15 protein-coding genes are annotated in these 21,768 nt (G+C 39.2%); 6 read left to right on the forward strand and 9 right to left on the reverse strand.

Annotated elements, in window-relative coordinates:
- Positions 1–390: 390 nt before the first annotated feature.
- The 5 genes from tadA to putP all read right to left on the reverse strand — a co-directional run bounded on the left by tadA (position 391) and on the right by putP (position 8,453).
- The gene (tadA, locus tag QUE09_RS06065) at positions 391–927 is read right to left on the reverse strand and encodes a tRNA adenosine(34) deaminase TadA (protein WP_286235307.1); all 537 of its coding nucleotides are present in this window, start codon (positions 925–927) and stop codon (positions 391–393) included.
- Between the two features lies 1 nt (position 928).
- Positions 929–2,074 (reverse strand): radical SAM family heme chaperone HemW, encoded by a 1,146-nt coding sequence (hemW, locus tag QUE09_RS06070; protein WP_286235308.1) that lies wholly within the window; start codon positions 2,072–2,074, stop codon positions 929–931.
- A 2-nt stretch (positions 2,075–2,076) separates the two neighbouring features.
- On the reverse strand, positions 2,077–2,670 hold the full coding sequence (locus QUE09_RS06075) for an XTP/dITP diphosphatase (protein ID WP_286235309.1): 594 nt from the start codon (positions 2,668–2,670) through the stop codon (positions 2,077–2,079).
- Between the two features lie 353 nt (positions 2,671–3,023).
- Complete coding sequence (gene putA / locus QUE09_RS06080; RefSeq protein WP_286235310.1) at positions 3,024–6,863, reverse strand: bifunctional proline dehydrogenase/L-glutamate gamma-semialdehyde dehydrogenase PutA; 3,840 nt, start codon at positions 6,861–6,863, stop codon at positions 3,024–3,026.
- A 147-nt stretch (positions 6,864–7,010) separates the two neighbouring features.
- Entirely contained in the window at positions 7,011–8,453 is a 1,443-nt protein-coding gene (putP, locus tag QUE09_RS06085; RefSeq protein ID WP_434017525.1) for a sodium/proline symporter PutP, read from the reverse strand.
- Positions 8,454–8,894: 441 nt separating this feature from the next.
- Here putP and QUE09_RS06090 point away from each other — a divergent pair, with 441 nt between their 5' ends.
- The 4 genes from QUE09_RS06090 (at position 8,895) to QUE09_RS06105 (ending at position 16,702) form a co-directional block, all read left to right on the forward strand.
- The gene (locus tag QUE09_RS06090; protein WP_286235312.1) at positions 8,895–9,467 is read left to right on the forward strand and encodes an RNA polymerase sigma factor; all 573 of its coding nucleotides are present in this window, start codon (positions 8,895–8,897) and stop codon (positions 9,465–9,467) included.
- Positions 9,464–10,501, forward strand: a complete 1,038-nt coding sequence (locus tag QUE09_RS06095) for a FecR family protein (RefSeq protein ID WP_286235313.1) — start codon at positions 9,464–9,466, stop codon at positions 10,499–10,501. Before QUE09_RS06090 ends, QUE09_RS06095 begins: the two co-directional genes overlap by 4 nt.
- Before the next feature lie 384 nt (positions 10,502–10,885).
- Positions 10,886–13,465, forward strand: a complete 2,580-nt coding sequence (locus QUE09_RS06100; RefSeq protein ID WP_286235895.1) for a TonB-dependent receptor plug domain-containing protein — start codon at positions 10,886–10,888, stop codon at positions 13,463–13,465.
- Positions 13,466–13,744: 279 nt separating this feature from the next.
- Positions 13,745–16,702, forward strand: coding sequence for a TonB-dependent receptor plug domain-containing protein (locus QUE09_RS06105; protein ID WP_286235314.1), 2,958 nt, complete (start codon positions 13,745–13,747; stop codon positions 16,700–16,702).
- 106 nt (positions 16,703–16,808) lie between these two features.
- On the opposite strand, the gene QUE09_RS06110 is transcribed toward QUE09_RS06105, so the two are convergent.
- The 4 genes from QUE09_RS06110 to QUE09_RS06125 all read right to left on the reverse strand — a co-directional run bounded on the left by QUE09_RS06110 (position 16,809) and on the right by QUE09_RS06125 (position 19,469).
- Positions 16,809–17,246, reverse strand: coding sequence for a DUF4426 domain-containing protein (locus QUE09_RS06110; RefSeq protein WP_286235315.1), 438 nt, complete (start codon positions 17,244–17,246; stop codon positions 16,809–16,811).
- A 73-nt stretch (positions 17,247–17,319) separates the two neighbouring features.
- A complete protein-coding gene (locus QUE09_RS06115; RefSeq protein WP_286235316.1) occupies positions 17,320–17,868 on the reverse strand; it encodes a YggT family protein in 549 nt (182 codons plus the stop codon).
- Positions 17,869–17,963: 95 nt separating this feature from the next.
- Positions 17,964–18,779 (reverse strand): pyrroline-5-carboxylate reductase, encoded by an 816-nt coding sequence (proC, locus tag QUE09_RS06120; protein WP_286235317.1) that lies wholly within the window; start codon positions 18,777–18,779, stop codon positions 17,964–17,966.
- Between the two features lie 15 nt (positions 18,780–18,794).
- Positions 18,795–19,469, reverse strand: coding sequence for a YggS family pyridoxal phosphate-dependent enzyme (locus tag QUE09_RS06125; RefSeq protein ID WP_286235318.1), 675 nt, complete (start codon positions 19,467–19,469; stop codon positions 18,795–18,797).
- Positions 19,470–19,536: 67 nt separating this feature from the next.
- Between QUE09_RS06125 and QUE09_RS06130 the strand changes: the two genes are divergently transcribed.
- Both QUE09_RS06130 and QUE09_RS06135 read left to right on the forward strand, forming a co-directional pair.
- The gene (locus QUE09_RS06130) at positions 19,537–20,580 is read left to right on the forward strand and encodes a type IV pilus twitching motility protein PilT (protein WP_286235319.1); all 1,044 of its coding nucleotides are present in this window, start codon (positions 19,537–19,539) and stop codon (positions 20,578–20,580) included.
- A 9-nt stretch (positions 20,581–20,589) separates the two neighbouring features.
- On the forward strand, positions 20,590–21,717 hold the full coding sequence (locus tag QUE09_RS06135; RefSeq protein ID WP_286235320.1) for a PilT/PilU family type 4a pilus ATPase: 1,128 nt from the start codon (positions 20,590–20,592) through the stop codon (positions 21,715–21,717).
- Positions 21,718–21,768: the final 51 nt, after the last annotated feature.

Below are 21,768 nucleotides of genomic sequence, written 5' to 3' on the forward strand. Positions count from 1 at the left end.
TCGTTATTTAGCAATAGGTATGATGTATACCACTCCCCATTTAAAGCGATAACAGCAAGTGCTTTTTTTAGACGATAATGCTTGTTAGCCAAGGATGGCTGACACTGACGAGTAGAAAGACGCACATTTGTCAGAGTGGCTTGATGGTTTAAAAATATTGCTATTAGTGTTCGCTAAACAGGGCGATGATAACGTTGTCTGAGATAAACAATAGATGAAAGCATTTTACAATGAAACTCAGTAAAAGCTGAAAGCAATAAGCTTCCTTACAGTGAGTCTAAATCACCTGCAATGCTTGTGTATTATTTACATTTAAAGAATGCTTAAGTTATTACCCTTTTGCAGATAATCACTAAACACATGCATTGCATTATTACGTCGATCGCATTATCAGTGGTCAGAATTGTTAATCGTGCTATTCGCGATTTTCTTTGCTTGTTTTTCTGCTTTCTTTTCTTGCCGACGTCGTTTAAAAAAGCGAGAGAGTAACGCGCTACACTCTTGTGCCATTACACCTGAAGTCACATCAATTTGGTGGTTAAGTTTGCTGTTATTAGTCAGGTCAAACACACTACCTGCGCTACCTGTTTTTTCGTCTGTGGTAGCGAAAACAACACGTTTAATTCTGCTATGAACAAGCAATCCTGCGCACATCGGGCAGGGCTCTAGCGTAACGTACAACGTACAGTCAAGCATTCGATAGTTTGAGAGCACTTTTCCTGCTTGGCGTATTGCGATCATTTCAGCATGTGCGGAAGGATCATGTTGCATTATCGATTGGTTAAAACCTTCACCAATAATTTTGTTGTCAGCGACGACAATCGCACCAACGGGTATCTCATCAAGTTGCTCTGCTTGCAAAGCTAACGCATAGGCCTTGGCCATAAAGGCCTGATCAAGCTCTTCTTGGGTGGTATGTTCCGCCATGTTATAAAAACTCTTCTAACAAGCTATTTAAATACCTATGGCCTAGCTTTGTTACCTGCCAATTACCGTTTGTTGCGCGCAATAAGTTTTTTTCTTGTCCTTGCTGCATTTTATACGCCACCACCGAGAATGGTAAACCTGTTCTTTGTTCAAAATCAGTTTCATTAAAGGCTGAGAAAAGCCTTAATTGATTCATCATAAATTCAAAGGGGCGATCTTCTTTTGCGACCGACAATAGTTGGTCTAAGTGGAGACGGCCTGTGTCTAAGTAGCCTTTAGGGTGCTTAACTTTAATCGTACGATGTATTTGCTGGTTTATAACATCGGTAATTTTTCCATGCGCACCGCATCCTATGCCAAGGTAGTCTCCATATTGCCAATAATTGAGATTATGCTGACATTCAAATCCTGGCTTAGCAAAGGCTGAAATTTCATATTGTTGGTAACCAGCTTGCGTTAACAAAGCACTCCCTTTATCTTGAATATCCCACAGTGTTTCATCTTCGGGTAACTTCGGTGGTTTAGAATAAAAGGCAGTATTTGGTTCAATTGTTAATTGATACCAAGAAAGATGAGTAGGGGCGATGCTTATAGCGGTATTAATATCATCTAGCGCACTTTCAAGTGATTGATTTGGTAAACCATGCATTAAATCTAAATTAAAGGTTTTAACACCGCATTGATGCGCTAATGTAGCTGCACGTTGCGCTTGATTGCTGTCATGAATACGGCCAAGTTTAATGAGTTTATCGGATGCAAAGCTTTGGACACCGATTGATAAACGTGATACTCCACCGTTAAAAAAGCCCGTAAACTTATCTGCTTCTACTGTTCCGGGGTTTGCTTCAAGTGTAATTTCAATATCATTGTTATAGTCAAATCGTTGCAGTACTTGATTTAATAAATCAGCGATTGCTTTTGCACTAAATAAGCTAGGTGTCCCACCGCCAATAAAAATTGAATGCAATGGTCGGTGAGATAATGAAAAACGTTTTATATCAGCGTCTAAATCTTTAATTAACTCGGTAACGTATGCCTGCTCTGGTATTTCATGTTTTAAAGCATGTGAATTAAAGTCGCAGTATGGGCACTTTTCAACACACCAAGGTATATGGATATAAAGTGATAATGGTGGTGCAATTAACATGCTTATAGTGCTTCAAGCTGAGTGGCGAGTTGAGCAAGTGCTTTTCCGCGGTGGCTTAATGCATTTTTTTGTTCACGGCTAAGTTGTGCTGAGGTCATTTGTAAGTCATCTTGCCAAAAGAGCGGATCATAACCAAACCCTTGTTCACCGCGTTGCTCAGTAACGATACTGCCTTCCCATACACCATGACAGATAATAGGTGTTGGATCATTCGCATGCGCCATATATACAAGTACACAATGAAAACGAGCACTGCGTAATTCTTTCGGTACACCATGAAGTGCTTTGAGTAATTTTTGGTTATTGTCATTGTCGCTAGCACTTTCACCAGCATATCGCGCTGAATATACTCCCGGAGCCCCTTGCAATGCGTCTACTTCTAAACCCGAGTCATCTGCAATTGCTGGCAGACCAGTTACATAAGCAGCATGTCTGGCTTTAATGATCGCATTTTCAACAAAGGTTGTGCCTGTTTCCGGTACATCTGATACATTAAATTCACTTTGTGGCTTAACAGTAATGCCTTTATTTGCCAGTAAAGCGGCGAGTTCTTTTACTTTACCTTGATTACCAGTAGCTAAAACGATTGTAGTCATGTGTTCATTTAATTTATAGCAAGTTAGGTCAGATCATACCTTAATCGCATGTGATTAGGGAAGTTGTCGAAAGTGTTTTAATGGCTGGAAGGTATTAATAATGAGAATAAAAGGTAGCCTTATAGGGCTGTTGAGTACCATTTACGTGGAATAATCACACCACTAGTACCTTAACTCGTCTAAAAACCAAACAGGTTGCTGCAAAATAAACGTGGAAGGTCAGTAGTCCCTAGTAAAGCCATAAAAAATGGGCATCACATGACGCCCATTTTTTCGTTAGTGCCAATGCATTAACACGTCACAACATTAGCTGTTATTTCATGCTAGGTGGCATTAGTTATTAACACAATGCGTTACGCATCTTCTTCAACTAAGGTCATCAATGAGGTGTTTCCTCCTGATGCTGTCGTATCAATACTGATCGTTTTCTCTGTTAACAAGCGTTGAATCAAGTTATCAAAGTATTCAGAACTGATCACAGGTAATATTGCACCTTGTCGCTCTGCGAGTTTTTCACTGATGTAATGTTTTCTGTCACAAAGACTGTCAACAACAACGCCAGACAATGATGGGTGCTCTAACAGCGCGGATAAGTGACGTAATCGAGCAACTTGGAATACGTTTTTATCAACACCTGAGGCAATGAATTTATCTCTAAACGCGATAGCTTCATCATAAAACAAGTCTGACACAACAGAGATTACAGTATTACCAGTAGCCAGCGCGGTTACGATCGAAAGCGTCCAAAAATGGAAGCTTACATTCTTATCTGCAAAACAAATAATGTTACCGCGATTCTCTAGATACAGAACATTTGATTCACCTGTTGGACCAGGTAAAACGGTTGGTTTCTTTAAATGTTTTTCGATACTAATTAATTGCGCTCTAGCAGCTGTTAGGGTGCGGTTTAAGTCGTCGGCTAGATCGTCAACAATATCGACATGTGCAATTTTTGCCAGTAATTGGCGAACATAAGAAATACGCGTGTTTAATTCTGTTAAACGCCACTCTTTCTCTGCGATATTCGCTTTTTCCATAAACTGTATGGCTTCTTTTTGTGCTTGTTCATCACCTTCTAGCGCTTCGGCTTCAGCAGGTAGCACATTGAACTGTTCAGCATCAGGCGTCGCTTTTTCTTTCATAAGACGGGTCAAATAGTTAGGGCCACCAGCTTTTGGACCTGTACCTGAAAGACCACGACCACCAAAAGGTTGAACACCTACTATAGCGCCGATCATATTACGATTAATATAAATATTGCCAGCGCGTGAAAGTTTTGCTAATTCAAGCGCTCGATGGTTAATACGGGTATGAATACCCATCGTTAAACCAAAGCCGGTACTATTAATTTTATCAACAACACTTTCAATGTCAGAACCTTTAAATCGCACCACATGAACGCATGGGCCAAAGACTTCTTTTTTCAATACGCTGATGTCATCGATCTCATAAAGTCTTGGTGCAAAGAAAAAGTGACTGTTTTCAGATAACTGCTCCGTTATCTCTTTGCCAATTTCACATTGATACAATAACTTCCCATGGGTTTTCATATAATCGCTATGGGCATTTAAGGCATCGAGTGCTTTTTGGTCGATGACAGGGCCGATGTCAGTACTTAACATTGCCGGGTCACCAACATGTAATTCAGCAAGCGCACCTTTAAGCATTGTGATGACATTATCAGCTATTTCTTCTTGCAAGAATAAGACACGTAATGCAGAACAACGTTGACCTGCTGATTGGAAACCAGACGATATAATATCGTCAACAACTTGCTCTGGTAACGCGGTAGAGTCAACGATCATACAGTTTTGACCGCCTGTTTCGGCAATCAATGGTACTTGGTCACCACCACGTTCAGCCAATGTTTGAGAAATTCTAGTGCCTGTTTCTGTAGAGCCGGTGAACATAACCGTTTGTACGCGGCTATCCGGAACAATAACACTACCTACATCACTTCCTCGGGCAATTACCGCTTGTACTACACCTTCTGGTAAGCCAACAGATTTCATAAGCCCAATAGTATATAAGGCGATTAACCCAGTTTGCTCAGCAGGTTTCGCAATGACTGTATTACCTGTTGCTATCGCAGCAGCTACTTGTCCTAAGAATATGGCTAATGGGAAGTTCCAAGGGCTAATACATAACACGACACCACGTGGTTCTAGGCGATCATCTTCGACAAGCTCTATCGCTCTTTCTGCATAGTAACGACAAAAGTCTACGGCCTCACGAACTTCGTCAATGCCATCTTGAGCAATTTTCCCTGCTTCTTTAATGCACATTGCAATAAGTTCATTCATATGGCGCTCAAGAATATCGGCTATACGGTAGAGTAGTTCTGCGCGCTCAGCAACGGGAGTTTGAGACCAAGAAGTTAATGCGTTTTCCGCCGTATTAATCATTGCCAACATATCATCTTTATTATGAAAGTTGTGGTAACCAATTACTTCATTATGATTGGCAGGGTTCTTCACCGGAATCGCGCTTTCTGGTATAGCACTTTGATCTAGTAAGTTGCTTTCAAACCAACTGTCTAATGCTGTTTTTAATGTTGTGATCTCGTCAATATCATCTAAATCTAGACCCATTGAGTTGTCACGTCCTTTGCCGTTCTTATCATAATACAAGGCAATCGGTTTTAGTATTTGGTTATTGTATCTATCTTTTAAGCGCTGTGTTTTCTCAACTGGATCTTCAAGTAAAGATTCTACGGGTTGTGACTCGTCGACGATGGCATTAACAAAAGAAGAGTTTGCACCATTTTCGAGTAGACGACGAACTAAGTAAGCTAATAGATCTTCGTGATGACCGACAGGCGCATAAATGCGACACTGGATATTTTCACCCGAGACGATTTGATCGTACAGCGAATCTCCCATGCCATGTAGGCACTGAAATTCAAATCCTTCTTTATCATCGCCAGCAAGTTCAACGATAGTAGCAGCTGTGTATGCGTTATGAGTAGCAAACTGTGGATAGATACTATCTCTGTAATCTAATAATTTATTAGCACATGCATGATAGGAAACATCGGTAGAAGACTTACGCGTAAACACTGGAAAATGGCTATGGCCATCTTTTTGTGTATTCTTAATCTCGGTATCCCAGTAAGCACCTTTAACTAAGCGCACCATCATTTTACGGTTAACACGTAATGTTAAGTTTCGTAACCACTCTACAACCCAAAGGGCACGTTTTTGATAGGCTTGCAGTGCAATACCGAAACCGGTCCAATCACCTAGGTCACTATCACTAAAAACAGCTTCAATGATATCGAGAGAAATATCTAAGCGTTCAGATTCTTCGGCATCAACGGTTAAACCGATATTATATTTTTTTGCCTGTAAACAAAGCATTTTAAGCTTAGGAACAATTTCAGCTAAGACCCGCTCTTTATGACTAAATTCATAGCGCGGGTGAATGGCAGAAAGCTTAACAGAGATGCCAGGTACTCTACGTGGATCATTTTTACCTGAAGATAGTGCAATACTACCAATGGTTTCTATTGCTTGTTGATAAGACTTTAAATAACGTTCAGCATCCGCCATGGTACGCGCGCCTTCGCCCAACATATCGTAAGAATACACATAGCCATGCTGTTCTTTAGTCGCTGCTCGCTCGGTAGCTGCTTCAATGGTTTCGCCCATAACAAATTGCTTGCCCATAATTTTCATGGCAAAGTTCATGGATTTTCGAATAACGGGTTCACCTAGACGACCAATGGTTTTTTTCAATAAACCAAAGTTGTCTTGTTTACGCTTGTCGGCATAATTTACCATAGAACCTGTAATGAGAAGTCCCCATGATGACGCATTTACGAACAGCGATTCACTACTACCAAGATGAGAGCTCCATTGGCCTTGAGAAATCTTGTCACGAATTAACTCATCTTGTGTTTCTTTATCTGGCACGCGTAATAGGGCCTCTGCCAGACACATTAATACAACGCCTTCTTCACTAGAAAGTGAATATTCATTCAGAAGTGCATCAATTGCGCCGTTACCTTCTTGATCTCGACGAATTTGTAATACCATTTTACGTGCTCGTTCCCAAGCACGACTCCTTGCACTTACGTTTACTTCTGCTGCTGGTAAAATATGATCTACCGCTTTGTTTTCATCAATGCGGTAAAACTCACGAATTTTCTGACGTATTGGACAATCAGAGAATAACGAACCATTAAAAAGCATGTACTTGCCCTCAAAAATTGCTAAATAGTGCGTGTTCACTATTTATTTTACATTACAAAATATAGCTACCGCTGACCTGACAATGCACTTTATAAGTGTCACCTTCAAGGTCTAGCAATAGCATTAGAATTTTGTCAAGCATTTCACCTAATCATGATGCGATAGCATTTCGTCATGCTTCGATAAAATCTTGGCTTCTTGTTGTGGTGATCTAATACTCACTAAATAGATCACAGTCGAACATAAGATAAATCCAGGAACGATCTCATACATCACTGAACTTAATGACTCACCCTGAATAGTAATAGGTGAGTAAATCCAGATTAGTACCGTTAACGCGCCCGTTATCATGCCTGCTAAAGCGGCATTTTTTGTCATTTTTTTCCAAAACAAACTACCTATTACTACAGGGCCAAAAGCGGCACCAAAGCCTGCCCAGGCGTTACTGACTAAAGATAGAATGGATGAATCACGATCATAGGCCAAATAAATGGCAATTAACGCAACCAAAAATACGGAAATCCTGCCAACCAACACTTGCTGTTTATCACTTGCTTCTTTATGCAAGAAGGTTTTATAGAAGTCTTCAGTTAAAGAACTAGATGTAACCAACAGTTGCGAGGAAATTGTACTCATAATGGCGGCTAATATAGCGGCCAATAAAAAACCAGCGATTAGCGGGTTAAATAATATTTGAGACAGAAGAATAAATATCGTTTCTGCATCATCTAGTTTTACCCCCATTTTCGTTACATAGGCTATACCTGCAAAACCTGTTGCCATAGCACCAATGATTGCCACGATCATCCAACTCATGCCAATTCTGCGTGCCTTAGGCATATCTTTAACACTGCGAATTGCCATAAATCGGACAATAATATGGGGTTGACCAAAATAACCTAACCCCCAAGCCATCGCCGAAAAAATACCAATTAAACTAACACCACTGAAAATATCTAATAATGCTGGGTCGATATCACTAATCCCTTGGTATGTTTCAGAAATGCCACCAACTTCATAAATCGCAACTATCGGCACTAAAACGAGTGCGATAAACATAATACAGCCTTGTACGAAATCGGTTAAACTCACAGCCAAAAAGCCACCAAACAATGTATAAGCTACGACCACGCCTGCAGTAACGTATAAACCTATTTCATAATTCAAGCCAAACGAGCTTTCGAAAAGCTTACCTCCTGCGACAATACCACTTGACGTATACAAGGTGAAAAACACTACAATGACCACTGAAGAAACAATTCTTAATTGTCTCGATTTATCATTAAAACGATTTTCGAAAAAATCGGGTAATGTTATAGAGTCATTTGCTACCTCGGTATAAGTTCTTAAGCGCGGAGCAACAATAAGGTAATTTAAAAAAGCACCAATCACTAAGCCAATTGCAATCCATAAACTACTAACGCCTGATAAGTACATGGCACCAGGTAAACCCATTAACATCCAGCCGCTCATATCGGAAGCACCAGCGGAAAGTGCGGCAACGCTAGGGCTTAGGCTTCTCCCCCCTAGCATGTAACCTGAAACGTCGCTTGTTGATTTTCGATATGCGTAAAGACCAATACCAAGCATTGCTAAAAAATAAAGACCTAAAGATAAAAATGTTTCAAATTCCAAAATAATCCCACCGTTTTTATTTTAATTGTAAGCGTAAATTTATCATTGTTACTGTTAAAGAGCATATCTATCGAATAATCCACAACACTTTATGGTGATGTTTTTTATCACCGCCTATTTTAATACTAAATTAATGGTCTACCCAACATATTTGTAGACAAGATTACTCGATAATTTTTATAGGAAGTACAACAGATATACGATAGAACACCGCATAAAGGTCTGTGTCTTCATTCTCAACGCCTGCTCGCTGCCGAACAACTCATTCAAAATGGTGGTAGCTTATTATACAATAAACAATATAAAACGCCGTTTTGGTATATTCTACCTATTAATTATTATGGATTCAGCAATTAATAAGCTCTTTAGGTTAAGAATGTATTTTGGAGACATTGAATGCAAGAAGAAGTGCCATCAAACAATAGAGTACTAAAAGCTTTCCAGGCGTGTAAAGACGGCTTAGTGCGCTCAATTATGAAGATGAGTGTAGAGCAACAAGATGTTGATGATATCTTACAAGAAACGTTTATTAGGGTTTTGCATTCTGACGAACAACAACAAATAAAGTCACCTAAAGGGTACTTGTTTGTTGTTTCAAGAAATTTAGTGCTTAAAAAGTTAATGCAACAATCAAAAGAGATGCATACCGAACTTGATGATGCCTTATTGATAAATGAAGAAGAAAATATTGTTGAAAAAGAACTCTTTCAAAAACGTAAATTTGAACGATTTACCAACGCTTTAAATGCGTTACCAGAAAAACATCGCCGTGCGATATTATTAAGAAAATTGTACTGTTTGAGTCATAAAGAGATTGCTAAAAAAATGGATGTATCGGTCAGCTCCGTGGAAAAATATATTGCAGCGGGTTTAAGACAATGTAAGCAGTCACTTTATAGTCAAGGTTATGACATCAGTAATAATCTTGAAAAGCAACCATATCAGTCTAGCGAAGAGCGTATAAAATGAAGTCAAGTAACAAAGTAGTGACACTACATACCGCCAATCAGATTGATGAAGAAGCGTCTATTTGGTTAGTAAGGTTAGATAACGGTAATTTATCTGAGCAATCAAGAAAAGAGCTAAAAGCTTGGCTGGCGGCTGATGAAAGGCACCCAGCAGCCTTAAAAGCAATGGCAGATATTTGGGACGATATGGATGAGATACTTAATAACTTAGACGGTAAAGTCTCCACGAAAAAAGTCTCATTATGGTCGATATTTAAGCCACTATCTCAACCTGTGATGTTAGCGGCAAGCATCAGCTTTGTAGCCTTAATTTTATGGATGACAATGTCATTAGATGTTAAAAAGAGCTCGTATATCACTATAAAGGGGCAGCAATTAGAGACGACCTTTGATGATGGCTCTATTATTCATCTAAACACTAACAGCCACATTGAAACTGAATTTTCTGATGAAAAACGGATCGTAAAATTAATTAAAGGTGAGGCATTATTTGAAGTTGCTCATGATGCTAATCGTCCTTTTATTGTTTATGTTGGCGATCGTCTTGTTCAAGCCATCGGTACTGAATTTGTGATCCATGTCAAACCTGAAAATATCCAAGTAACGGTAACAGATGGTAAAGTTAAAATGTCTAAGGTACAGGGAGAGTCTAGCATTGCTGATATCAAAGCAATGAATAATGCGGTAATTAAAAAAGGTGATGTATATCTCACTAAAGGTGAAAAAGCCATTGTCACTGGCAATGAAAAGCCGACATTAATGAAAATCGCATCAGATAACATGACACGTGAACTTTCTTGGCTTAATGGCAAGTTGATTTTTGATAATGAGTCTTTATTTGACGTTATTGAAGAAATTAATCGCTATATTGATGTCACCATTGTTTTAAAAGAATCGTCTTTGCACGATTTAAAAATAAGCGGTCGATTTGATTTGGGAGATAGTGATGCATTAATTGAAGCACTAGAGCTTTCTTTTAATATTAAATCACAGCGATTAAGTGCCAATAAAATTCTGTTAACTAAGAAAACATAATGGCATTGAACTGACCACAGTAGCTAAGTTTAATGACTGATTTAGGCGTTGTTCACGTGTAAAAGTGATAACGCCTTTTTTATCGATAAATATTATTTCCAAGGTAAAAACAGCCTGCAAAATAACCCATTTTTATTGCTCAAAAATTGACGATGTAAACGATAACATTGAACTTTACTAAATTTCTATCAGTGCTTGAAGGCCTTTATACATATACGTTCATTCTTTATATGCCAGCAAAAACTCAAATAAAAAAGTAAAAAGATTACGGTTTTTCCTTTTCGTCCACTCTTTAGTTTAGGTTGCAAATTATTCTATTAAAAATCGCAGCTGTTTATAAAACGATAAAACTTATAAAAAAACTAGGAAGGAAATAACATGTCTATTAAATTCCGTACCGGAACACTTGCACTTGCTGTGAGTGTGGCATTAGGTACTTTATCTGCGCACGCAGAAGAAGCTAGCTCCAACAAGGTAAAAGAAAAAAGTGTTGAACGCATTGCTGTGGTTGGTACGCGTAGTGCCCCTCGTTCAGTAGACGACTCACCAGTGCCCATCGATTTGATCGGTGCCGAAGAACTAGAAAGATCGGGCAATACCGACATGTTAGAACTTATAAAAGGTACTGTGCCATCACTCAATGTTCACACAAACCCAATATCAGATGCCGCCAGTTTAGTGAGACCAGCTAACCTTAGGGGGTTATCGGCAGATAGTACGTTGATTCTTGTCAATGGTAAGCGTCGTCATCGTTCTTCTGTTATCGCCCTATTAGGTGGTGGTATTAACGATGGTGCGCAAGGGCCGGATATTTCGGTGATCCCAAGTGCCGCGTTAAAACAAGTAGAAGTATTACGCGATGGTGCTGCTGCACAGTACGGCTCAGATGCGATAGCGGGTGTAATGAACTTTGTTTTAAAAAATGATGCAGAAGGTGGATCGTTAACGGTTCGTCACGGCTCATATTATGAAGGCGACGGTGATACCACTGAAATCAATGGTAATATTGGTATGGAACTTACGCGTGATGGTTTCGCTAACCTTAGTTTTCAATATAAAAATGCAGATGCGACCAGTCGAAGTGTACAACGTCCAGATGCCCAAAGTTTAATAGATGCAGGAAATACTGATGTTTCTGAATTAGCGCAAATTTGGGGTTCGCCTGAAGTTAATGATGACATCACTATTTTTGGTAATTTTGGATTAGACTTAGGTAAAGGTCGTGAAGCATACATGTTTGGTAACTATTCTGAACGAAGTGTACGTGGTGGTTTTTATTTTCGTAACCCTCATATAAGAGGCGGCGTTTTTTCTAATGATGGTGGTGAAACCTTACTTGTTGGTGATTTAGATGGATTAAACAATGGCATTGAGTGTCCAACGGTTAATATCACCACAGACAATGTATTAGACCAAGCTGACTATGGTTTAATTTCAGATCCAAATACTGAAGTCGGTCAAAACTGTTTTGCTTTTAATGAAATGGTACCGGGCGGTTTTACGCCTAACTTTGGTGGTACAGTAATTGATACCGCTATAACCATGGGTACACGTGGTGAACTTACTGATACTTTATCTTATGACATTAGCGGTTCAGTAGGTCGTAATGAGTCTAGTTATGTGATTTATAATACGGTAAATGCTTCATTAGGCCCTGATACACCACGTGACTTTTCACCAGGTAAGCATATTCAACTTGAAAAATTCTTAAACATAGATTTAGTAAAAGAGCTTGAAGTAGGTTTATATTCACCGCTTATTATTGCAGGTGGTTATGAATACCATCAAGAGACTTTTGAAGTGATCGCTGGTGATGTAGAGTCATTTACTGCTGGGCCGTTAACTGACCAAGGTTTTGGTATTGGTTCAAATGGCTTCCCAGGCTTTAAACCTTCTGCAGCAGGTGAATTTTCTCGTCAAAATTATGCTTTATATGTCGATGTTGAAGCACAATATTCGGATAAATTTTTAATGGGTTATGCGCTACGCTATGAAGACTATAGTACGTTTGGCGATACGACAAACTATAAAGTAACCGCGCAATATGATGTTACTGATGATTTTTCATTACGTGGCTCTATCAGTTCTGGTTTTCGTGCGCCAACGGTTGGACAAGCTAACTATGCAAACGTACAAACTAACCTAGACGGCGGTATTTTAGTTGACTCTGCGTTATTGCCACCTTCTAACCCAGTAGCAACGCAATTAGGCGCTACCGAACTAACGCCTGAAGAATCTGAAAGTATGGCATTTGGTGCGGTTTGGACGATTGATGAGTTTCATTTCACACTTGATTATTACAACATTGAAGTGACGGATCGTGTTTCTCAATCAGCTAAATACAACTTAAGCGAAACTGATAAAGCCAAGTTAAAAGCAGATGGCGTGCCTAATGTAGATTCAATTCAGCAGGTAAGTTTCTTTACGAATGATTTTGATACCACAACGGAAGGTGTTGATTTTATTGCTAACTACACAACTGACTTATTAGATGGCAGTTCAGTATTTAGCTTAGCTTATAACTGGAATGAAACAACGGTTGACAAATATACTGAAGTTACTGGTGATGGAAAAGTTTCGCGTTTAGAAAATGATTTACCTAACCATCGCGCCACGTTTACATGGGCGCAAAGCTGGGATGATATCAACATGTTTACCCGAGTAAATTATTTTGGCGAGTACCAAGGTGTTCATGTTGATTGGGTAGGAACGCCAGAAGAACCAGGAACAGAGATTAATGCTGACGCTGAAGTAACCATTGACGTTGAAGTGACTTATCACGCAACTGATGCACTGAGTGTAAGTCTTGGCGCGCAAAATATCTTTGACGTATATCCAAGTGAACTTGCCTTTGAAGAGCAATCAGGCTCAGCAAATAATAGTTGGGGTGGCAAATATTATGAAACGTCACCATTTGGTTTTAATGGTGGGTTTTACTACCTAAAAGCAACCTATAACTTCTAACTTTTTATGTTTTAACTGCAATAGGTAAGATAAAAAAATCTCAGCATATGCTGAGATTTTTTTATTTGTAACATGACGAAATTCGTGAAAATCAACACACGATCATCTATGGTCGAACGGCTTTAGTGATGCTAATATGACTTGATAATGCTAAACCATAGGCTAACTATTTTGCACTACGGGCAAATCGTTAGCATTTTCGTCACGAATAAAAAATATAATAAAGAGAGCGAAGATGGGTCTCATATCCTTGAAAGTATTCACGTTGTGGTGGGATAGTTGAATGAGAAACATTCAATGCCAATGTTGAAACAACTGTATAACTATATCGATAGACAACTCGCTATGTATTGCATGGTAAACGAAAGCGTAAGGTGCATACGCACCTTGTTTTACTGTGTAATTTATCTCTCATTATGTTTAGGGAATGTTAAGAACGCACAAGCGGCTGAACGGTACCTTTTTAATATCCCTGTAATGGATGCTGCTGAAGCCTTAGATAAACTTGCTGAAATATCGGGGTATTCACTTTTGTACCCTTTTGATAATTCGATTAATATCAAAACCAATCCTGTTGTTGGTACTTTTGTTTTAAAGGATGCTTTAGCTGTATTATTATTGAATACACCACTTAATGCCGTAGCAACAGATAAACGCGTCATTGTAGTATCTGCCACCTTACACGATAAGACTACTGATAATAACGAATCTGTTGTAACGCAAACTAATGCTTCACCGCCACATTCTGAAGCGAATCAAACAAATAAAAAAGTTAACGCAGAACGTATTCAAATTATTGGTTCACGTCGTAATAATCGCTCACCAAGTAATGCATTGGCGCCACTTGATATCATCAGTAGACAGGAACTTAGTATGCAGGGCAGTAGGGATATCATATCGACGTTATCTACTATTATTCCTTCATATAATGCTAGTCAAGAAGCGATAAGTGATGCTGGTACTATGGTCAGACCGGCAAATTTGAGAGGATTACCGACAGACAGTATGTTAATACTGGTAAATGGTAAACGCCGTCACCGTAGTGGCGTCATCTATGAATTTATCTCAGGGTTAAATGTAGGTGCACATGGTGTTGATTTAGCCCCAATTCCGAGCATCGCGTTGAAAAGTGTTGAAGTGTTGCGAGATGGTGCAACCGCACAATACGGCTCTGATGCTATAGCAGGTGTGATTAACTTTCGATTAGAGAACGATGCGCAGTTACGTCATATTGCAATGCGAACAGGACAGTATTATGCCGGTGACGGCGCACAATATGAGCTAGCTGGAATTTTGGGAACTAAAATCGGTTCTGATGGCATAGCTAACTTTTCATTTGAAATTTCAGATAGTGATGCAACGTCCCGCGGTATTCAAGATCCCGCGGTTAACTCTTTAATTGCTAGTGGTATTAGCATTAGTGACATTAAAACACCTGTAGTTGATTGGGGGGCACCGAAAATAAAAGATAGTATAAAGTTGTTTTCCAATATTACGTTTGATGTTGGTCAAAGTGGTGATTATAAGCAACTTTATCTGTTTGGAAATTGGGCGCAACGTGAAATTGATGGGAGTTTTTATTACCGTAACCCTAATACTAGAGCAAGTGTCTTTACTAATCCTCAAGACGGTTCTCGGTTATTTTTTGATATGACAGCTGATAACAGTGGTAATTGTCCTGGAACGACAATTCCAGGCGCTATAGGTGATGCGCAAGCCCTAAGTTCAGTTGCTGAGAATGAGCAATGTTTTGCGTTTAATGAATGGTTTCCTGGCGGTTTTACCCCAAGGTTTGGTGGTAAGGTTATTGATGCAAGTTTAGCGGCCGGTATTCGCGGCGCAATCTTGCTTAATGACGTTGAATTAACTTACGACACCAGTCTGGTGATTGGACAAAATAAGATTAATTACCAATTACGTAATAGTGTTAACGCATCACTTGGTCCATATTCGCCAACAGAATTTGAGCTTGGTTCTCAAATTCAGAGTGAAGGTGTATTTAATGCAGATTTTACTTATCCAATTGATCTTGGTTTTGAGTCTGAGTTAAACGTGGCATTTGGTTATCAACATCATTTCGAGCAATTTGAAGTTGTAGCCGGAGATCGGGCATCTTATCAAAGGGGTAAGTATACAAGTAATGGCGAAGCTATTGGTGCGAATGGTTTTCCTGGCTTTTCACCAGAAACCGCTGATGTGAATGATCGAAATTCAAACGCTCTTTATTTAGACATAGAAGGTGATATTACACCAACGCTCTCTTTCTCACTTGCAACAAGGTATGAGGATATAGGTGAAATAGGGAATACCTTAGATGGAAAGTTATCTGCGCGATTACAAATTGACGATAACATTGCCTTACGCTCAACGATAAGTAACGGTTTTAGAGCGCCTACTGTTGGCCAGTCAACGCTACAACGTATTTCTACGTCGAACTCTATTATTAATGATGTTGTCGTTCAGCAACGATCTCAACTGGTCAGCGCATTAAGCCCTATAGCGACTGAACGTTCAGGTGGAGAACTCGAACCAGAAAAGGCGACAAGCTTCGGTATAGGCTTATTAACTGAGATTAAAGGCTTTAATGTTACGTTTGATTATTTTTATATTGATATTGAAGATCGCATATCGCTTTTCACCAGTGAAATTGTCGCAGCAGACAAACCGCTATTAACTGCCTCAGATGTAAAATCAAATGTAACGAATATCAAATACTATGCGAATGACTTTAACTCAATAACTAAAGGGTTTGATTTAGTGGCAAGTCTACCGCTCGAATTCAACAGTGGAAATCACTTACTTTCGGTCGCATTAAACTATACAGATACTTCATTAGAGATAACAAATATCAAAAGTCCGATTTCTGTGGCTAATGTGCGTAAAGAGCGAGAACGTGGTGTACCTAAAACACGGGGAATATTTACCTATACATTTTCAAGGGGTAACCTTAAAGCTTTGGCCCGTATTAACTATTATGGCAGCTTTTATAATGCACAGTTTAATGATGTAACGTTACTAGAAGAAGTTGCGCCTGTTGTTATTACTGACGTTGAAGTTTCTTACCGCTTTACTGACAGTTTGAATATTGCTATTGGTGCCAAAAATGTATTTGACGTTTACCCGGATGAATACAGTCAAGGGCGTTCTGCTGGGTTTTTAGGCGCTATTTACCCTGCAAATTCACCATCAGGGTTTAACGGTGGTCAATACTACCTGCGATTAGGCTGGGATTTTTAATTAGCGCAACGTGGTGCCAAATTGAAAATGTTTTAGCGATTAGCAAAAGTAGGTGAAAACAATAAAGTCAATCATACGATTGGCTTTATTGTTCATTATTACCTTGCTATTCAGCGTAAAACTTTTGTTTGAAACTTAATTGATGACTTTCTTTATCATTACTGATCGTTAAATTGAAACGAATCGTTTCATCATTGCGATACTTCACTTGTGCTAAGTAATAAATTGCATTTCCTTCAACCACTTCAATAAAGTTTAATACTTTATCTTGACCAAGTAAGTTTTTCGCCGTCCCGGTAATTTTTACTTTTTGTGCTGGCATTCCTTCGATAGTGTTATCTAAAACCGAAATATTTATTAAACCATTATATTTACTACGTTCAATGCCATATGTTCTGGCAACCTCTGGCGTCAAAAATGTCGCACCTATTGCCATATAATGCACATTCATCTTACCAAGCTTTTTCATGTTTTCTGCGGCAGCACTCGTACAAATAAGCAGGGCTAAAAGTACAGTAATACATATTTTGCTAGAAATTTTCATATTACACTCCATAAAAAAATGGCCATGAATTAAGTATAGTCATAGCCATTTATATTCCAATTTATCGTGTTAATTACAGCATTGCCCAATAGGGGATCAAACCGGATAACGTAATATTGATTACATTAAGCAATAAAAAGGCTACTAAGACTGATAAATCTAAACCTCCTATTGCCGGGATGATTTTACGAATCGGTCGTAAAAATGGGTCGGTTAGTTGATGCAAAATAACATGTGTAGGGTTATAACCTTGTACTACCCAACTCATTACCGCCATCACTAGCATCAAAACAAATAAGAGAAAACCTGTTTGTTTGATCAAATATAGTACGCCTATAAATAGCGCCGATAGTGGATCAAAAGGACCACCATTTAACATTGGGATGACGATAAACTTGAGTACAGCGACTAAGTATGCGATCAATAATGTTGCCATATCAATACCACCAACGCCAGGAATTATACGTCGAAGCGGTATAACTAAAGGGTTTGTAATCTTGACAACAAATTGACTCAACGGGTTGTAAAAGTCAGCACGTACTAATTGTAACCAAACACGAACCACCAATAACATTAACAAGGCATCAAAAAAGAAGCCGAGTAAGTAATTAATTGCAGCCATTCAAAATTCTCCAATATACTCTTAACACTAAAGATGGTAACAAATTGATGTGTTTTCAATATTAAAAGTGTTAATTATTATTTATTTGCGTGTGTTTATGCGTTGCTTTCTGCCATTTCTTTTGCACGTTGCTTTGCTGAATGCATGGCACTACTAACAAGCTTATCTAGACCGCCTTCTATTAAGGTTGTTAGCGCAGCTTGCGTTGTACCTCCCTTAGAGGTCACTTTTTCACGTAATGTGCTGATTGAGTCAGTATTTTGTACAACCATTTCAGCTGCGCCTAACGCTGTTTGTTGCACAAGCTGACGACTTTCTTGTGCTGAAAAGCCCATATTAATTGCTTCTTTTTCCATCGCTTCCATAAACAAGAAAAAATAAGCAGGCGCAGAACCTGATACTGCAATAATGTCGTCTATTTCGCTCTCATCTTTAAGCCATTTGGTAATACCAACAGACTGCATTAACGCATCTGCTTCGGCTTTTTGTTGGTCATTTACTTGTGCAGAAGGGAACATACCAGAAACCCCTAAGCCAACTTGAGATGGCGTATTTGGCATAGTACGAATAATTGGACATGGTTTACCTAGTGCTTTTTCCATGGTTGCCATTGTGCATCCAGCGGCAACAGAAATGAAACATTTATCTGCTACATTCACCGCCGAACTAATTTGTTTGCATACGTCGGCAATAAAATAAGGTTTAACTCCCAAAACGATGATGTCTGCAAAGTTAGCTGCTTCAATATTATCGTTAGTATGCAAAATATTATAATTACTCGCTAATTTTTCACGTTTTTCAGGTGAAGGGTTTGATACCATGACATCGCTTGGCGTAAAGCCATTGCTTATTAAACCCGTAATGATGGCGCTATTCATATTACCTGCGCCAATAAAAGCTATTTTACTCATTCGATTTTCCTAAAACTATGTTCGAGCGCCAAAAATGGCCGTACCTATACGTACCATGGTGGAGCCATGAGATATGGCTTGCGCTAAATCGCCAGACATACCCATTGATAATGTATTAACGGTTTCATACCGATGTTGGAGTATTTGAAATAACGATGCCATTCTAGCAAAACTTTGAACAGCATTGTGTTTTTCTGGAATAGCCATTAACCCTCTTAAGGTTAGATTGTCTGCGTTAGCTACCATTGCTGCTAGCTCATCTAACTCGTTGACTTCAATGCCAGATTTAGATGCCTCACCACTAATATTTACTTGTAAACAAACATTGAGAGGGGTATCTTGACCAGAACGCTGTTCGTTTAATCGTGTAATAATTTTTTTGCGATCAACACTTTGAACCCAAGAGAAGTGTTCAGCGATTAAACGAGTTTTATTTGACTGAATAGGGCCGATAAAGTGCCAGCAGATATGTTCAAGATCAGCAAGCTGTTGAATTTTTTCAACAGCTTCTTGCAAATAGTTTTCACCAAATGCTATTTGACCTGCATGATATGCTTCGCGTACCTGAGAGTGAGGTTTAGTCTTGCTCACGGCCAACAATTGAACATCATTTCTGTTTCGTTTTGCTTGCTTACAAGCATCTGCAATTTGCAGTTCTACTTGAGCAAGATTATCTTTAATATGACTCATTACTTAAATTTTTTGCCATCTATGTGTTGCCACATAAATGCCGTTGTTAACAATCAAAGAGGTTTTTATGGATATTACCGAATTACTCGCATTTAGCGTAGAAAATAATGCTTCGGATTTACATCTTTCTACTGGTGTTCCACCTTTAATTCGCGTGGATGGCGATGTACGTAAACTTAACATACCTGCGTTTGAAGCCAAAGACGTAAATGCACTTGTTTATGACATTATGAATGATCGCCAACGAAAAGAGTACGAAGAAAACATGGAAGTCGACTTTTCCTTTGAAGTGCCAAACTTAGCGCGCTTCAGGGTAAACGCTTTTAATCAAAATCGCGGTCCAGCTGCTGTATTTCGTACCATTCCTAGCAAAGTACTTTCATTAGATGACCTTGGCTGTCCAGATATCTTTAGAACAATTTCTGAAAATCCTCGTGGCTTAGTGCTAGTTACCGGGCCAACAGGTTCTGGTAAGTCAACGACACTAGCAGCAATGATAGATTACATCAACAATATGAAGCATGATCATATTTTAACGATTGAAGATCCTATCGAATTTGTTCACGAAAACAAAATGTGTCTGATCAACCAACGTGAAGTGCATCGCGATACTTTGAGTTTTAACGCCGCATTACGTTCTGCATTGCGCGAAGATCCTGATGTTATTCTTGTTGGTGAGATGCGTGATTTAGAAACGATTCGTCTTGCGATGACAGCAGCTGAAACCGGTCATTTAGTGTTTGGTACCTTACATACTACATCTGCGCCTAAAACGATTGACCGTATTATTGATGTATTCCCTGCTGAAGAAAAATCTATGGTGCGCTCTATGTTGTCAGAGTCATTACGTGCTGTTATTTCACAAACACTTGTTAAAAAGGTCGGTGGAGGGCGTGTTGCGGCACATGAGATCATGATCGGTGTGCCAGCGATAAGAAACCTTATTCGTGAAGATAAGGTGGCACAAATGTATTCTGCGATTCAAACGGGGATGCAACATGGTATGCAGACCATGGATCAATGCTTACAGAACTTGGTGAATAGAGGTTTAATTACCCGTCAAGATGCGATGGAAAAAGCGGCCGATAAAAAACAATTTCAAGGGTTTTAGGAGTAAGTTATGCTAAGTTTTCATAATTACCTCGAAAAAATGGTGCAGCATGATGCTTCTGATATGTTTGTTACCGCTAAACTGCCTGTCAGTGCGAAGGTCAACGGCGAACTTACGCCTATTGATGAAGCCGTATTAACGCCAGAACAAGCTTTAGAGCTTGTACATAATGCAATGAATGACAAGCAGAAAAAGCAATTTGACCAAGAAAAAGAATGTAACTTTGCTATTTCAATTGATGGTATTGGCCGTTTTCGTGTTTCCGCTTTTTGGCAGCGCGACATGGCTGGTATGGTTATTCGCCGTATTGTTACTGATATACCAGATGCAGACGATTTAGGACTCCCTTCGGTACTTAAAGACGTTGTTATGTCAAAGCGTGGTTTAGTATTATTCGTTGGTGGTACAGGTACGGGTAAGTCGACGTCAATGGCGGCTTTAATTGGTTATCGCAATAAAAACTCGAGAGGCCATATCCTTACGATTGAAGATCCTGTGGAATTTGTCCATGAACATGGAAAATCAATGGTAACGCAACGCGAGGTTGGCCTAGATACGGAAAGTTTTGATGCCGCGTTGAAGAGTTCGTTGCGTCAAGCGCCAGATGTTATTCTTATTGGTGAGATCAGAAGCCAAGAAATTATGGAGCATGCGTTGGCGTTTGCTGAAACAGGGCACTTATGTATTGCTACATTACATGCCAATAATGCTAACCAAGCGATTGATCGTATCATGCACTTAGTACCCGCAGAACAACATGGAAAATTGTTATTTGATTTAGCATTGAACCTAAGAGGTATTGTTGCACAGCAATTGATACCAACGCGAGATGGTAATGGTCGTGTTGCCGCTATCGAAATTTTACTTAATTCACCTTACATCGCTGAACTTATTAAGAAAGGCGAAGTAGGCGATATTAAAGAAGTAATGGAAAAATCTACCGAGCAAGGCATGCAAACCTTTGACCAAGCACTGTTTAATTTATATCAGCGAGGTTTAATTAATTATGCGGATGCGATACACCATGCTGATTCACCAAATGATCTACGCTTAATGATTAAACTACGCAGTAATGATCAAGGTGGTAGTGGTTCATTGTCGGGCGTAACAATAGACGGTTTAGATCCAAAAGATTAAGTTTTTAAATGTAATTACCCTGAGCTCAGGCTAAAAAGCGTTGATAAAAGA

Source organism: Thalassotalea sediminis, from assembly GCF_030295915.1.
Classification (GTDB): Bacteria; Pseudomonadota; Gammaproteobacteria; order Enterobacterales; family Alteromonadaceae; genus Thalassotalea_C; species Thalassotalea_C sediminis.

Coding starts and splice junctions, on each gene's coding strand:
- tadA (WP_286235307.1), bottom strand. CDS start 927: ATGGCGGAACATACCACCCAAGAAGAGCTTGATCAGGCCTTTATGGCC.
- hemW (WP_286235308.1), bottom strand. CDS start 2,074: ATGTTAATTGCACCACCATTATCACTTTATATCCATATACCTTGGTGT.
- QUE09_RS06075 (WP_286235309.1), bottom strand. CDS start 2,670: ATGACTACAATCGTTTTAGCTACTGGTAATCAAGGTAAAGTAAAAGAA.
- putA (WP_286235310.1), bottom strand. CDS start 6,863: ATGCTTTTTAATGGTTCGTTATTCTCTGATTGTCCAATACGTCAGAAA.
- putP (WP_434017525.1), bottom strand. CDS start 8,453: ATGCTTGGTATTGGTCTTTACGCATATCGAAAATCAACAAGCGACGTT.
- QUE09_RS06090 (WP_286235312.1), top strand. CDS start 8,895: ATGCAAGAAGAAGTGCCATCAAACAATAGAGTACTAAAAGCTTTCCAG.
- QUE09_RS06095 (WP_286235313.1), top strand. CDS start 9,464: ATGAAGTCAAGTAACAAAGTAGTGACACTACATACCGCCAATCAGATT.
- QUE09_RS06110 (WP_286235315.1), bottom strand. CDS start 17,246: ATGAAAATTTCTAGCAAAATATGTATTACTGTACTTTTAGCCCTGCTT.
- QUE09_RS06115 (WP_286235316.1), bottom strand. CDS start 17,868: ATGGCTGCAATTAATTACTTACTCGGCTTCTTTTTTGATGCCTTGTTA.
- proC (WP_286235317.1), bottom strand. CDS start 18,779: ATGAGTAAAATAGCTTTTATTGGCGCAGGTAATATGAATAGCGCCATC.
- QUE09_RS06125 (WP_286235318.1), bottom strand. CDS start 19,469: ATGAGTCATATTAAAGATAATCTTGCTCAAGTAGAACTGCAAATTGCA.
- QUE09_RS06130 (WP_286235319.1), top strand. CDS start 19,537: ATGGATATTACCGAATTACTCGCATTTAGCGTAGAAAATAATGCTTCG.
- QUE09_RS06135 (WP_286235320.1), top strand. CDS start 20,590: ATGCTAAGTTTTCATAATTACCTCGAAAAAATGGTGCAGCATGATGCT.